Source organism: Pseudomonas sp. LBUM1679, from assembly GCF_059695565.1.
In genome coordinates this window covers 4,576,502-4,591,039 of the sequence record NZ_CP166774.1, presented here as the reverse complement: position 1 = coordinate 4,591,039, position 14,538 = coordinate 4,576,502, and the positions used below count along the sequence as shown (strand labels likewise).

The 14,538-nt window shown below is 54.0% G+C and carries 11 protein-coding genes and 2 pseudogenes; 9 read left to right on the top strand and 4 right to left on the bottom strand.

Annotated elements, in window-relative coordinates; genetic code table 11:
- Nucleotides 1-37: 37 nt before the first annotated feature.
- Together ACA062_RS20875 and ACA062_RS20870 are read right to left on the bottom strand one after the other, a co-directional pair.
- On the bottom strand, nucleotides 38-979 hold the full coding sequence (locus tag ACA062_RS20875; protein WP_497452800.1) for a cupin: 942 nt from the start codon (nucleotides 977-979) through the stop codon (nucleotides 38-40).
- 251 nt (nucleotides 980-1,230) lie between these two features.
- A complete protein-coding gene (locus ACA062_RS20870) occupies nucleotides 1,231-2,271 on the bottom strand; it encodes a LacI family DNA-binding transcriptional regulator (protein ID WP_497452799.1) in 1,041 nt (346 codons plus the stop codon).
- Nucleotides 2,272-2,815: 544 nt separating this feature from the next.
- Here ACA062_RS20870 and ACA062_RS20865 point away from each other — a divergent pair.
- The 5 genes from ACA062_RS20865 to ACA062_RS20845 all read left to right on the top strand — a co-directional run bounded on the left by ACA062_RS20865 (nucleotide 2,816) and on the right by ACA062_RS20845 (nucleotide 8,493).
- Nucleotides 2,816-4,468 carry a choline dehydrogenase gene (locus ACA062_RS20865; protein ID WP_497452798.1) on the top strand — a complete coding sequence of 551 codons (1,653 nt, stop codon included), beginning with the start codon at nucleotides 2,816-2,818 and terminating at the stop codon, nucleotides 4,466-4,468.
- 76 nt (nucleotides 4,469-4,544) lie between these two features.
- The gene (locus ACA062_RS20860) at nucleotides 4,545-5,297 is read left to right on the top strand and encodes an SDR family oxidoreductase (RefSeq protein WP_497452797.1); all 753 of its coding nucleotides are present in this window, start codon (nucleotides 4,545-4,547) and stop codon (nucleotides 5,295-5,297) included.
- A 10-nt stretch (nucleotides 5,298-5,307) separates the two neighbouring features.
- Nucleotides 5,308-5,895 carry an NIPSNAP family protein gene (locus tag ACA062_RS20855; protein ID WP_497452796.1) on the top strand — a complete coding sequence of 196 codons (588 nt, stop codon included), beginning with the start codon at nucleotides 5,308-5,310 and terminating at the stop codon, nucleotides 5,893-5,895.
- A gap of 5 nt (nucleotides 5,896-5,900) precedes the next feature.
- A complete protein-coding gene (locus tag ACA062_RS20850) occupies nucleotides 5,901-7,385 on the top strand; it encodes an aldehyde dehydrogenase family protein (RefSeq protein WP_497452795.1) in 1,485 nt (494 codons plus the stop codon).
- A gap of 88 nt (nucleotides 7,386-7,473) precedes the next feature.
- Entirely contained in the window at nucleotides 7,474-8,493 is a 1,020-nt protein-coding gene (locus ACA062_RS20845) for a proline racemase family protein (RefSeq protein ID WP_497452794.1), read from the top strand.
- 167 nt (nucleotides 8,494-8,660) lie between these two features.
- On the opposite strand, the pseudogene ACA062_RS20840 reads toward ACA062_RS20845, so the two are convergent.
- Both ACA062_RS20840 and ACA062_RS20835 read right to left on the bottom strand, forming a co-directional pair.
- Nucleotides 8,661-9,185: pseudogene (locus ACA062_RS20840) on the bottom strand (methyl-accepting chemotaxis protein); the annotation flags it as partial.
- Nucleotides 9,186-9,518: 333 nt separating this feature from the next.
- A pseudogene (locus ACA062_RS20835) lies at nucleotides 9,519-10,445 on the bottom strand (PDC sensor domain-containing protein); the annotation flags it as partial.
- Nucleotides 10,446-11,158: 713 nt separating this feature from the next.
- On the opposite strand from ACA062_RS20835, the gene ACA062_RS20830 reads away from it, so the two are divergent.
- From ACA062_RS20830 to ACA062_RS20815, 4 genes are all read left to right on the top strand, one after another.
- Nucleotides 11,159-11,911 carry a dienelactone hydrolase family protein gene (locus ACA062_RS20830; protein WP_497452793.1) on the top strand — a complete coding sequence of 251 codons (753 nt, stop codon included), beginning with the start codon at nucleotides 11,159-11,161 and terminating at the stop codon, nucleotides 11,909-11,911.
- 360 nt (nucleotides 11,912-12,271) lie between these two features.
- The gene (locus ACA062_RS20825) at nucleotides 12,272-12,793 is read left to right on the top strand and encodes a cupin domain-containing protein (RefSeq protein ID WP_497452792.1); all 522 of its coding nucleotides are present in this window, start codon (nucleotides 12,272-12,274) and stop codon (nucleotides 12,791-12,793) included.
- Between the two features lie 7 nt (nucleotides 12,794-12,800).
- On the top strand, nucleotides 12,801-13,568 hold the full coding sequence (locus tag ACA062_RS20820; RefSeq protein ID WP_497452791.1) for an alpha/beta fold hydrolase: 768 nt from the start codon (nucleotides 12,801-12,803) through the stop codon (nucleotides 13,566-13,568).
- Nucleotides 13,565-14,377 (top strand): aspartate dehydrogenase, encoded by an 813-nt coding sequence (locus ACA062_RS20815; protein WP_497452790.1) that lies wholly within the window; start codon nucleotides 13,565-13,567, stop codon nucleotides 14,375-14,377. The genes ACA062_RS20820 and ACA062_RS20815 overlap by 4 nt, the downstream gene beginning before the upstream one ends.
- The last annotated feature ends 161 nt before the right edge of the window (nucleotides 14,378-14,538 follow it).

The window sequence follows — 14,538 nt, the reverse complement described above, 5'->3', positions numbered from 1 at the left end:
CGCGTGGCGATTTGATCGTCACGCGGGTTTGATGGCGTTAACTGAAACGGATATCCAGGGAGCGCAAATGTGTCTGCAATCCCGCATCCTGGATGGGGATCAGAAATGCTTCGCTATCCGACTCATTGAAATGAGCGTGCCAGTAACCTGGTGGCGTCACGAATGCCAGGCCAGGTGTCCAATCGACGCGGGTGGGATTGCGGATCTGGCCATTGGCATCGAGCTCCGTGCCGACCAAGGTATAGCAGCCCTCAGGGCAATCGATGATGAAGTCCAATGCAATCGATTGGTGGCGGTGGGGCTTCTGAATCGAACCGGCCGGGAGAATGCCGTACATGGCCCAGAGCACGTGCGTCACAGTGCGCGTCTGCGGGAAATTACGATTGCCCAGCAAAATACTGATGCGGCTTCTGTCCTGAGCACGCGGATCTTCAGCCGCTTCGCGCAATTTGGCATTGGCTACTTCGGCAGGGTAGAGCGTGGCACTGAAACGATCCTCTGTGCGAGTAACACCCAGATAGCGCAGTAGCGGTTCGTCATGTACGTAGTAAAAGCGCGCATCTTCGGTGGCCTTGAGCTCTGTGGCATCCATACCTGGAAGCGCAATGAAGCATCCTTTGTTCCATTCGAAATGGTGCTGACCTTGGGTCAGGCTGCCACTGCCCGCAATAACGTAGAGCACCTGCGAAGTCGCGTTCGGTGCCAAGGTCAGCGAGTCTCCAGCATTGAGGCGGATAAAGTTGGCGCATAAGCCGGGGCCGGTTGCCGGTCCTTCACAGCCCAATGCGGCACTCAGATCCAATGGCAGTAAGCGCGAAGCTCCGGAGTCGTAAAGCGAGGCAGAGAAGCTGTGGTAAGGAATTCGGGTAATGAGGTTGGCGCTGATCGGGTTGGCAGCTTTGCTGTACTCGAAATATTCGGCTTCCAATTCATGGGCTGGCAATTCTGTGCCGGTCACAGGTTTGAATTGAGTATTCACGGTTTCACCTTTGATTGTCGTTTGAGGCAACGGGCGAGAAGAGTCTGACGCGCCAGGTGAAAGCACTATACGAACCTGTAAGCCAAGGATTAAGCGCCCGACACGTACAGGTGTTATGCGAAAAAGGGCGTTGCCAATTGGCTCATGACGCTAGTGCCACGATTTGGGTGTCACCGCAAAGAGTCTTCGGTTTGAAACGAGATCACCGAGGGGGCGTGGAGACTGCGCGGCACACACCGCGCGTACAACTGTCACACAGCAGCTGGGATGGAGTGACTGGATTGGCGAATCATCAACTGCGTACCGAGAAGTACAGGTTTGATCTCCGAGCCGTTTTTGAGGTTCGAGATCAATGCTTCTGCACTGCGTAGCCCCATTTCACTCGCCGGAATCGCCAGCGTGGTGAGCGGAGGATCAAGGTATTCAGCAAACTCCAGGTTATCGTAGCCAACGACGGACATTTCCAGTGGAACGTTGATGCCTAGTTTTTTGCACGCCGAGAGCACGCCAAAAGCAATGACGTCACTGTTGCAAATTACAGCTGTGGTTTGCGGTGACTCCAGACGAATCCGTCGTAACGTTCGCTCGCCAAATTCAATCGTGTAACCCGCTGCGCTTTCATAGATGGCGTGACTGCAATCGTCTTTATAGGCGGCCAAGGTGTCGGTGAAAGCTTGATGGCGAGCTTGTTGTCGATCATTGCCTTTGATAGGACCCGTAAGCATGGCCATGTGTCGGTGCCCGAGACCCAGCAGATATTCGATGAGTTGTTTGGTTGCGGTGTAGTTGTCGAAACCAATGAAAGGGAAGGCTTTGTCGGTGAAGTACGAGTAGGTGCACACCACGGGCATTCGATAGTCTTTGAGGTAGCGTGTCAGTTCAGGGTCAGCGATATCCCCCACGACCAACAGCGCCTCGGCTCCGCGCTCGACCAGTAACTTGACCTTTTCGTAAATGGCTCCCGAATCGAATCCGCAACTCAAGACGTAAACGACATAGCCATACTCCGCCAGTTTGTCCTGGAAGCTGTTGATCATCGTCGCGTATATGGAGTGGTCAAGCGTTGGGATGATCGCGCCAATGACATTGGTTTTGCGCATGCGCAACGCTTTGGCGGCAGAGTTAGGTGTGTAACCCATTTTGCTGGCTACCAGCAGGACTTTTTCGCGAACATCGTCCCGCACGTGATGAGGCAAATTGAAGCTGCGAGAAACCGTGGCAACGGAGACGCCTGCAGCCTTGGCGACGTCTGTCACGTTGACGCGAGGCAATGACTTTTGAGTGGTGCTCACAAACAATCCCCTTGATTCATGGAGTCTCGCGTAGCGGTCGATTCATTTTGGAAATCGAGGCTGGTGCAGGCGCTCATCATGCCAAAGAGTCGAACCTGCTCAGGAGCATAACGCCTGTCGCTGACTTGGACAGACAGGATTTTGCTGCATTCTGATCAACGCCGCATCAAAAAAATGCGAACGATTACATTGAGGCATTCCTCTCATACCCTGTGGGCCGGTTTAAGGGGCCGTGGATAGCACGCGACCGATGTAATCAATTTCAGAATTTGTTACTATTCTTCGCACCGTCATCCAGCGGTAACAGCTTTTCTGATCGCTGGCAGTGCATCGTTGAAGGGCATATGCTTGCCTGAGACGCCCGGAACGCCTTAGGGCGGCGGTCGATATTGTTGGCACGGATGCTGCTTCCATCAACGCACCCAAGCGTAGATTTATTTTGTAATCGTCTTCCAAAGCTGATTATTTTTGTTATTCTGCGGCTTGTTTTGTAAACGATTACAGTCGCCGCGTTAAGGTGGCGCTTCGTACCTCAGGTGAAATCATGCGTGATATCAACGGTCGACAGGTCTCTAGCTCATACGACTACATCGTCATCGGTTCCGGCTCCGCGGGCAGCGTGATTGCTGGTCGACTTTCTGAAGATGGCAATAAATCAGTACTGATGCTGGAGGCAGGTCCTTCTGACAAAAGCATCTATATCAACATGCCGGCGGCACTCGGCTTCCCTTTGATGAATGACCGTTTCAACTGGTACATCCATTCCGAGCCTGAGAAGGAACTGGGTGATCGCACCATTTATGAAGCCCGTGGCCGCGTTCTCGGTGGCTCGTCTTCCATCAATGGCATGAACTGGGTTCGTGGTAATCCATGGGACTACGACAATTGGGGGGCGATGGGTCTCAAGGGGTGGAGTTACGACGAGTGCTTGCCGTACTTTCGCAAGGCTGAAACATTCGACCAGGGCGGCGATGACTACCGTGGTGACAAAGGCCCAATGCATATTCAAACCTGCAAGGCCGATAACCCGCTGTACAAGGCTTTCATCGAGGCGGGCGTGCAGGCTGGCTATCCGTACATCAAGGATCACAACGGCTATCGTCAGGAAGGCGTGCATATCACCCAGCGTAACGTCCACAAGGGCATTCGCTGGAGTACCTCGCAGGCTTACATTCATCCGAACAAAACCAGGGAAAACCTGCATGTATGCGACAAGGCCCAGGTGACTCGCATCGAGTTCCGGGGCAAGCGTGCGGTGAAGGTTCATTTTTTGCGCGACGGCAAGCCACAGGAGCTGGCCGTAAACAACGAAGCGATTCTGTGCGCAGGTGCGATCCATTCACCTCATCTGTTGATGCTTTCCGGTATCGGTAATGCAAAGCATCTGGCCGAATTTGGCATCAAATGCGTCGTTGACCTCCCCGGCGTGGGGGAGGGCATGAAAGACCACATCGCTGCGCCAGTTCAGTATCGCGCAACTCAGAACGTGTCGATCGCCAAGCAGCTGACTCCGATTGGAAAACTCAAGCTGGGCGCGATGTGGACGTTCTTCAAAAAAGGTCTCGGAGCAACCAACTTTTTTGAAGTCGGTGCATTCATCCGTACCAACGATAACGTCAAGGTGCCCAACGTCCAGTTCGAATTCATCCCGATGCTGGGCGAGTTCCAGCATGGTAGCGTCAAGCTGGAAAACGGCTTCCAGTACTTCTTCAGTTTGATGCGCCCCACCAGTACTGGTCGAGTGTGGTTGGGATCTGCGGATCCACTGGCGGCGCCGAAGTTCGGCTTCAACTTCCTCTCAACTCAGGAGGACAAAGATGATGCCATCGCGGCGGTCAAGGCGATTCGTCATGTGGTTTCGCAGCCAGCGTGGGACGCGTATCGCGGTGAAGAAGTAACGCCGGGACCTGCCGTGCAGACCGATGAACAGATTCTTGAAGCACTGCGTGGTTTGGCCGGCACGAACTACCACCCTTGCTGCACATGTCGCATGGGTACGGACGAGAGCAGTGTGGTTGACGCCCAAGGCCGTGTGCACGGTATCGACAACCTGCGAGTCGTCGACGCTTCTATCATGCCGGAGATTGTCAGCGGCAATCTCAATGCTCCAGTGATCATGATGGCGGAGAAGATTGCGGATGACATTCGTGGTCAGAAGCTGCCCAGAACGTCCGCTAAATACTATCAGCCAGCTTGAATCGATAACGCTCAAAGGGGGCCGTTTATAGCCGGCCTCCCACGCGCTGGATGTACTTACTTTCAGGATTTTTTACATGAGACTTCAAAACAAAATCGCATTGATTACAGGGGCTGGTGCAGGCATCGGCGAGGCAACGGCCAAACTTTTTGCCAGTGAAGGCGCCAAAGTCGTCGTCGCTGACCGAGATATCGAGTTAGCACGTAGCGTTGCAAGCGCTATCGGTGAGCAAGCCTTTGCCGTTCAGGCGGATGTCTCCAAGGCCTCTGAAGTCAAAGCTATGGTTGAACAGGCAGTTGCCCATTTTGGCGGCCTGGATGTTCTGGTCAACAATGCGGGATTTGGCACTCTGGGCACCGTTGTCACTGTTGAAGAGGACACTTGGGATCAGGTGATTGATGTCAATCTAAAGGGCGTGTTTCTCTGCTCCAAATACGCCATTCCTGAAATCATCCGTCGCGGTGGTGGAGCCGTTGTGAATCTGGCCTCGACCATTTCTGTCGTCGGTATCAAGGATCGTGCGGCCTACGTTGCAGCCAAGGGTGGCGTCGCTGCGCTGACGCGCGCCATGGCGCTGGATCATGCTCTGGAAGGCGTCAGGGTTAACAGCGTGGCTCCCGGTGTTATTGCTTCGAGCTACTACGACAAGATATTTGAAAGTGTTCCGGACCCTGTTGCGTTCAAGAAAGGTTTGGAAGCGAGGTCTCCCTTGAACAAGATGGGCGAACCTGTCGACATCGCAAATGTAATCCTTTTCCTGGCATCCGGTGAGTCCAGCTTTGCGACGGGCGCCATGTTTACTGTCGATGGCGGCTATACCGCTTGGTGAGGACGCAACGATGATCGATGAACTCAGAGAGTACGTCTTCAAAAAAACTTACTGGGACATGTATTGGCCTTTGTTCGAAGACGTTTGCTTACCGACACGTCGTGATGACTATGGCGTACTGCGGGGACTGTGGAGCATTTCCCAGGGAGACGAAGTCCGCTTCATTCATCTCTGGCGTTACGCTTCGCTGGATGATCGTGCGCAAAAGCGTGCGCAGCTTATGAAACTCGATGCCTGGCGCAATGACTTTTTACCTCGAGCTGCGCCGCATATCACGCGGCAGATTCTGCAGGTTCTCAATCCTGTCGTTGAGGCTGCGTCTGACGAACTGACGGGGGCATGCTACCAGCACACTTACAATTGCAGCCCCGGTGGAGCCGGTGAAGTCATCGAGCAATTGAAGGCAGCGAAGCTGGTTGATCACGGTGGCATCGTAGGCGTTTGGAGCACAGAGTTCAGTGATCCCAATCAGGTGATCGTGATCAGTACCTCCCTTGCAGCGCCTATCGACCAGACTGGCAAGATCACCGAGATCTTCCCTCGCATACTCAAGCCAATCGTGGTTGGCAAACAAATAACTGCAACCGAATTAGGATGAATCAAATGACCAGACTTTATGAACACTGGATCAATGGCACCACTCAAGTCCCGGCCACCGGTCAGTACATTGAACGGTTCTCTCCTGCGCACAATGGTTCGCTCGCAAAATTTGCCATTGGCAACGACCACGACGTAGACGTTGCTGTAGAGCATGCGCACAAGCTGCACGAGTCTGGAGCCTGGTCCAATGTGGCCGGTTCCGAACGCGCCAAACTGCTGAACAAATTGGCCGATCTGATCGAGCGTGACGCTGATCGTCTTGCTGTCATCGAGGCAGAGGAAGTCGGCAAACCCATTGGCTATGCAAAGGGTGAAGTGCTGTGGTCCGCTGAACTGACTCGTTTTGCTGCTTCGTTGGCGTGGCAGATCAAAGGCGAGGCTTACAACCATCTTGGTGAAGACAAGTTAGCCCTGGTGACTCGCGAAGCGCGGGGCGTGGTTGGCTTGATCGTGCCTTGGAACTTCCCGATGGTCTGCCTGTTCCAGAAGCTGCCTTACGCCCTGGCCGCTGGGTGTCCAGTTGTGATCAAGCCGTCCGAGCTGACTTCCGGTACGGCGCTCGAAGTTGCCAAGCTGGCCAAGGAAGCTGGCTTCCCTGATGGCTTGATCAACATTGTTACCGGTCGTGGTGCAGTAGTGGGTGAGCGTCTGACCCGTCACCCGAATGTATCAATGATTTCCTTCACCGGGTCTACTCGAGTAGGTAAGCAAATCGCAGCGACCGCTGCTTCGGATTTGACTCGAGTGGCGCTTGAACTGGGTGGTAAAGCGGCGAACGTTGTCTTTGCAGACGCAGACCTGGAGGCAGCCCTTGATGGTGTTCTCTTTGGCGTCATACTCAATCAGGGTGAAGAGTGCGTGGCGGGAACCCGCTTGTTGATTGAGGAGGCAGTCGCTGAAGAGTTCGTTTCCAGGCTGGTCGAGCGCGCAAATAAAGTAGTGATTGGTCTGCCACTGAATAAAGACACTCAGATCGGTGCGCTCATCCACGCCCAGCACATGGAGAGCGTGCTGAACTACATCGAGATCGGGAAAAACGAAGGTGCCAAACTGGTTTGCGGTGGTCGTCGCCTTACCGATGGTGAGCTCGGCAATGGCTACTTTGTCGGTCCGACTATCTTCACTGATGTGGAGCCTGAGCATCGTATTTTCCGCGAAGAAATTTTCGGCCCTGTGCTGACCGTAACAACCTTCAAAACCGTTGAACAGGCGATCGCGTTGGCCAACGACACGGAATACGGCCTGGGGAATGGGCTGTGGACTAAAGATGTGGACAAGGCACTGAAAGTCTCGCAGAAACTGCAAAGCGGTACCGTGTTCGTCAACACTTACCTGGAAGGCGCTGTGCAGATGCCATTTGGCGGTTACAAACAAAGTGGTTACGGCCGCGAGAACGGTGTGGAAGCGCTGAACGAGTTCCTCGAGGTGAAGTCGACCTTCATCAAGATGGGGCCGCGTACGCCAGTATTGCCGAACACTGTAGGTTGATGCCGTCCCTTGGCAGTGCGCTGCCAAGGGACCCATTGTGTCGAACTTCACTCATTTTTCTGAAAGTTGACCTATGAACTTTAAACGAATGATCAACGTCGTTAGCGTCCATGCTGCGGGTGAGCGCAACGATGTCATTACCGGTGGCGTGCTGGATGTTCCGGGACAGACCATCTTCGACAAGATGAAGTATCTCGAAACCCAGGGCGACGATCTGCGCAGGTTTTTACTGCAAGAGCCTCGCGGTAGCGTGACCCAATGCGTCAACCTGGTACTCCCGTCTTCGCATCCTGAAGCGGATGTGGGCTTTGTCATCATGGAGTCAGAGTTCTACCCGCCAATGTCAGGCACCAATACCATCTGCACCGTCACGGCGCTGCTTGAAACAGGCATGATTGCGATGGTCGAGCCGGTGACCCGCCTGACCCTTGAGGCTCCGGGTGGTTTGGTTCGAATCGAAGCAGAATGCAAAAATGGAAAATGCTTGAGCGTTAAGTTTTCCAACGTTCCGTGCTTTGTATTCGCTCTCGACAAACATATCGAGGTGCCTGGCCTGGGGACCATCAAAGTCGATGTTGCGTATGGCGGTATGATTTATGTCTTGGCTGACGCGCAGGCGCTCGGGTTTGATATCACGCCTGACGAAGCTGCGACATTGGTCAGTGTTGGCGAAACGATCAAAGCGGCTGCTGCCGAACAAATTCCTGCTGTGCACCCGGTGCTCCCGCAAATCCATACGATCAATCAAACACTCTTCGCAGGCCCTCTGCGCGACGATCCATTGGGCAAGCGCTCGCGCAACGGCGTGATTGTTTCTCCAGGTCGACTGGATCGCTCACCTTGCGGAACAGGGACCAGCGCCCGCCTTGCCGTGATGCATGCACGCGGTCAGATCAAACCGGGAGAGAAGTTCATCCACGAATCGATTCTGAGTACAGAGTTCGTCGGTGAGATTGTTGAAACACTCACCGTCGGCGACCGTCAGGGCATCCGACCTACGATCAGTGGACAGGCCTGGATTACAGGTTTTCACCAGTATGTCCTGGACCCAAGTGATCCTTTCCCGACGGGTTATACCCTCAGCGATACCTGGCGTAAAAACAGCTGATACTGATGACAACGCCCGGTGATAAGTCACCGGGCTTTGGCAACTTCGCTTGACCTGCCTTTACTTCTTTACCTATCCATCTCCTCCAAGCTGCAGTCATCAGCCTTCCTGGGTTTCAGCCAGGCACATGAATCGTGCGCAACCAAGGGCTGCGCACTGCATGCTCATCAAACCTTGAAGTTACTCATCAATTGCTGTTGTTGGTTAGCCAAGTCGTTGAGAGCCTGGCTGACACTGGCAGACTCTTGAGCTTGTTGTGCCAACAGCTCGGTCACGTCCCTGATCGCTGACACATTCCGGTTCACCTCTTCCGACACTGCGCTTTGCTCTTCGGCCGCACTGGCGATTTGCAGATTCATGTCTGTGATGATCTCAATGCTCTGATTGACGAGTTGTAAAGCCGCGACAGCTTGCTGAGCCTGGTGGGCGCTCGCGTCGGCCTGCTGATGATGAGCTTGCATCGCGCTGACAACACCTCGTGTCCCGCTTTGAAGGTTGTCGATGACCCCGTGAATTTCACTGACCGAATCCTGTGTGCGTTTTGCAAGGTGCCGCACTTCGTCAGCGACCACCGCAAATCCGCGCCCGCTTTCTCCCGCTCTCGCTGCTTCGATTGCCGCGTTCAATGCCAACAGGTTGGTCTGTTCGGCGATGGATCGAATGACATCCAGAACACTGCCGATTTTCTCGCTGTTGTCTGCAAGAAGGTGGACGTCACTCATCGCCTGACTCATGTGCAGGGCGAGCGACTGGATCGAACCGGTGGTGGTTTCTATGATCTGCTTGCATGACTGTGTCGCATTGTCTCCATTGCGAGCGGCATTCGCAGCCATGGATGCATTACGTGCGACTTCCTGTGAAGTCGCGCTCATCTCTTGAGCGGCTGTTGCGACCTGATCCACTTCAAGGAGTTGCTGTTGCATACCGCTGCTGGTTTGACGGGCTACAGTGGATGCCTGATTGGCAGTGAGACGCGTATCTGCGGCAGCTTGGCTGACTTGAGCAATGATAGGTTGCAGCTTGTCCAGAAAACGGTTGAACCACCCCACCAACTCGCCCATTTCGTCCTGTCGTTCGAACACCAGTCTGCGGGTGAGATCACCTTCTCCATTGGCAATGTTTTCCAGCATCACGGCAACTCGATGGATGGGTTTACTGATGCTGGACGCCAGCAACCACATCAGCAAAAGACCTGCGAGTGCCACGGCGGTGCCCACCGCCAATTGCGTAATGATGCCCTCGGTATTGAAGCGCTCGAGTGTTTGCTCAAGGGCATTTGCCGGAGCCATTAGTGTGGTTTCGGGGACCTCGATCAGAACATGCCATGGGCCAGTCCCTTCTACCGTCGAGAAGGGGGCCCCGATCAACAGCTTGCCATCACTGGACGAGGCTTTTTGGAATTGACCCGGATCCTGCGCATATTGAAGTGACTGCGCTTGACCTGGATCTACCTCTTTGAGTGGTTTGCCTAATGACTCCTTTGAAGCGCTGCGCCCGGCCACGATCCCTCTTTCGCTGATGAAGCTGATTTGTGCCTGGCCGTCGTAGAGTGCTGAGCTGGCTTCCTGGGCCATTGTCTGAAGACTCTCCAGGGTCAAATCGATACTGATAACCCCGATCACCTTGCCATTCTCCAGCAAGGGGAGGGCAATGCTGGACATGAGTGTCGGCACACCGCTCAGCACATAGCTGTACGGTTCAATGAGGCACGTTGCGTGGGATTTGATGGGGCAGGTATACCAGGCCTTGGTCGGGTCACCATCGTCCTGCAGATCTTTCTCTGCAATGGTGAAGTCTTCTTTAAGCGATGTGTACGCTGCAAAGCGGCCCGCGTCGTTGCCCCTATGCTCGGGTGCATCGAGGGATGACAGGTCCGAACCATCCAGTGCATTTTTCTCGAATGCGATGGCCACCCCCAGAATTTCAGGCGTGGCGGCGGTCTGGGTTCGCATGAGGTTGAACAGATCCTCGCGAACAATCTGCGCCGGTGTGCCACGCAGTTTTGCCTGTTCGCGCAAGAGCATCACTTGGTTGGCCAGGGTGCGGGTAAACATTTCTGCGCTGAGGAAGCGCTCTTGAATCACCGTGGCCTGTTGGCGTGCCGCACTATCAAGGTAAAGCATCGCGCTTTGCTTGAGTGAGCGAGTGCCAGATTCATTGACCAAGGTCGATGTCTGGCGAATGTGGTGAATCGAGAAGCCGACGAGCCCCAAAACTACCCCGAGCAGGCAAAGGCCAGTAGCCAGGATGATTCTTGTTTTTATAGAAAATCGAGACGTGAGCATGGCATCACCTCAAATAGGAGTCACTGTTGGGCATGTCGACATCGTAAACGATTACATAAGCGATTTTATTGGTATTTCGCGGCTTCAGTGACGATTCGCCACCGCATGGGATTTTTTGAATCTGGGGTGTTGACGGTCTTCATGTAAACGATTACATTTGGGTTGTGTCAGCGGGTGCTGCTTCCTGGTTGTGGAGAGATGGCAAAAGTTGGTTCACGGCTGAGCGCAACTCTCGGGCCTTGCGCCGGGCACCCGCCTGCGACGCGTGGAAGTGAGGTTGGTCGCCCGACTTCTGCATTGCGGTATCCCTTCGTTAGGGTTTTTGTCTCATTCATTTGCCCGCTGATGCGCAGCGGGATTTTTTCTTGTTGTGGTAGCTGTTGCTCTTCCTCACCCGCTCTCACACCGGCGGGTTTTTTTTTGCTGGAGGTCATCAAGTGGGGCAGTGGGTCACGATCAAGCAGGAGGGGGCCAGAATTTTCTCTGGCTATTTGTCGCTTCCACCCAGGGAAGAAGGGCCGGGTTTGATGATCTTGCAGGAAATCTGGGGAGTGAACGCACACATTCGCGCACTTGCGGATCAGTACGCCGCTGAGGGCTTTGTCGTGCTGGCACCCGATGTATTTTGGCGGCAAGAAACGAAACTGGATCTGGATTACAGCGAGCCTCATACCCGGGTTGCGTATGAGCATTATCAAGCGCTCGATTACCCCCTGACGGGCTCGGATCTGAGCCTGGCTGTGGATTTTCTGGTGGACAGTCCTCTAGTCAATGGAAAAAAGGTGGGAGTGATGGGCTTTTGCATGGGGGGACGCCTTGCCTTTTCATTGACCGGTAACCCTAGGCTGGCCGCGGGCGTGAGCTATTACGGCAGTGGAATAGCGGCATACGCTGAGCAGTTGAAAAAGCTCGAGTTCCCATTTTTATTTCATTTCGCTGAGCTGGATCATTTGATGCCAGTTGAGGAAGTGGGGCGAATTATGCCAAGGGTTCACGCCGCGGGTGATGCGCAAGTTTATGTCTACGACGGTGCTCAGCATGGCTTCAACTGTCCTTTTCGAGCCAGCTACTCGAGGCGAGACGCCTTGCTGGCGAAAGCGAGAACGCTTGAGTTTTTAGCGGCGCATTTGTAAGCAGGGACAACTACGTTAATGAATGAGTACGCAGCCTCCGTGCCTTTAACACGCCTTTAACTTCCTGGGACTGGCAGGTACTGTTGAGCGGCAACGCGCTGGGGGATGAATCTGACCAGTGGCTGAAAAACCGCTTGCGAATTGATCGGTAAACGATTACAAATAATCGTACATTCGTTCACTTGCCATCTGAGGTTATTTGAATTTCAGAGCGAGGCGAAAGGGGCGGTGCTTTTCGTGCCCCCAAACGGCAATGCCTGTTTAGCGAGCTGAGTTCTAGAATTGACGCATTGAAATGTAAACGATTACATTCGGCTGAACCTAACCGTATCCAGATTGTAAAACTCGAAGGAGATAACAATGACAGATCCCAAAAACATTCCAGGCGCAGAGGCCGAATCCAAAGGCACTCTGGTTTACGTCACCCGGGAAACTGAAGTCAGCTACTGGCAGCCAAAACCCGCCAATGGTTACGTGTCGGTAGCGGTATCCCCACAACTGTTCAAGATGAACCGCAATTTTTCTGTAGGTACCCAGATGCTGCCGCCAGGCGGTCGCGTCCGCGAGCACGCCCATTCTGCAAATGAAGAAGTGCTGCACTTCGTATCGGGCACGGGCTCGGCAGTCGTCGACGGCAAAGATTATAAACTTGAGCCGGGTGTGACCTTGTTCCTCGGGGAGCACAACGCCCACACCTTCCTCAATGATGGCGATGTCGACTTGCATTGGGTCTGGTTCATGAATCCGAGTGGTCTGGAAACCTTCTTCCGCGATGTCGGCCGTCCGCGTCAGCATGGCGAGCCAGCACCAGAACCGTTTGAGCGTCCAGCCAACATCGAACAGATCGAATCCTCCGGCATCTTTGCTTACACCAAGAACTGAGAACGACATGTCTAAACAGATCTACGCCTTGGAGAAAGGGCAGGGTCATCCGGTGGTGCTGATTTCGGGCCTCGGCGGGTTGTCTTCTTTTTGGCAGCCTGTCGCGGATCGGCTTGGCAAAGACTACCGAGTGATAACTTTCGATCATCCCGGTGTAGGTCAAAGCGGCATTGAAGGCCCTCCGACAATACCGGGTATTGCGGCGGCGCTCTTGAAGATACTCGATGAAAAGGGTATCGAGCGGGCGCATCTGGTCGGTCATTCGACGGGTTCTTTGGTTACGCAGACCTTTGCATTAGAGCACCCGGAGCGGGTAAGCAGCATTGTCTTGAGCAGTGGTTGGGCTCGTCCTGATAAACGATTTCAGGACTTTTTTGCCTACCGCAAATACTTGCTGGCGCAGTTGGGCGGTACCGCCTATACGGCACTTACACGACTGGTGGCTTATCCCTCCTGGTGGTATGGCGAGCACGTTGCTGAACCGGGTGCGCTGAACTTTGATGAACCCAGCGGCGTTGATGTCGACATGACGCAGGCGCGGATGGATATGTTGCTCAGTTACACCCGTCGCGACGAGTTGAGTCACCTCGCCGTACCCACCAGGGTGGTCGGGGCTGAGGATGATTACGTCATTCCATTTCACCATTCGCAGGAGTTGGCGAGCCTCATTCCCGGGGCAGAGCTGATTGAGTTGAGCGGCGGCCATTTCGCCCCTGTTACTCGCACGGATGCTTATACCGCTGTACTAAAACAATTCTGGGAGTCACTCGAATGAGTAGTCGTAAAATTACCCGTGTCGGCATCATTGGCTTAGGTGCAATTGGCAAGCGCGTACTCAATGCGCTGCAAACTTCGCATCTGACTGGCGCATCATTCGCGGCTATTGACCATGCTCCTCATGGTGACGCCTATATCCAGGAGCATCGCCTGGAGTTGTTTACCGAGTTGCAGGGATTGATCGATTGGAAACCTGACCTGGTCATTGAATGCGCAGGGCATTCTGCTGTGGTGCATTGCGTTCCGGAGTTTCTTAAAGCAGGTATCGATGTCGTCATCGCTTCGATCGGTGCGCTGGCAGATAGGGCGCTGAGTGAAAGCCTTGAGCAGGCCGCTCAGAGTGGCAATGCGCGGTTGATTCTTGTCTCAGGCGCAATTGGTGGGCTTGATGCCTTGCGTTCCGCTCGTTCGGCTGGTTTGGATGAAGTTGTATACGTGGGCCGCAAGCCTCCGCGTGCCTGGGCCGGGTCGCCAGCAGAGGACGATTTCGATCTGTCTACGATCACGGTGCCAACGACCATTTTTCGCGGAACTGCCGCGCAGGCCTCGATCCGTTTTCCAAAGAACGCCAATGTGACCGCGGCAGTTGCATTGTCCGGTGTGGGGTTTGATAACACCCAAGTTGAGCTCGTCGCTGATCCAGGCGTGGATAAAAATGTTCATGAAGTCCAAGCCAAAGGTGCCTTTGGGGAGTTGTCGATCCGTTTGGCGAACAACCCTTTGCCGGACAACCCCAAGACTTCCTGGCTAGCGGCTTTGAGTATTGAAGAAGCTGTCAGTAAGCAGCTACTGACCCTGGTGTTTTAAAGCAATTTTCATTCGCTGCAATGTAAACGTATACAACATAAAAAAGTCGGCGCTTGCGCCGCTTTTTATTTGTCCGTTGTCCAAGTGAGCCTGGGGTGCATTTTTGAGATTGCCTGTGCTGGACAGAGGCCTGCGCTGCAGTTTTCTGCAGTCCGATGTGA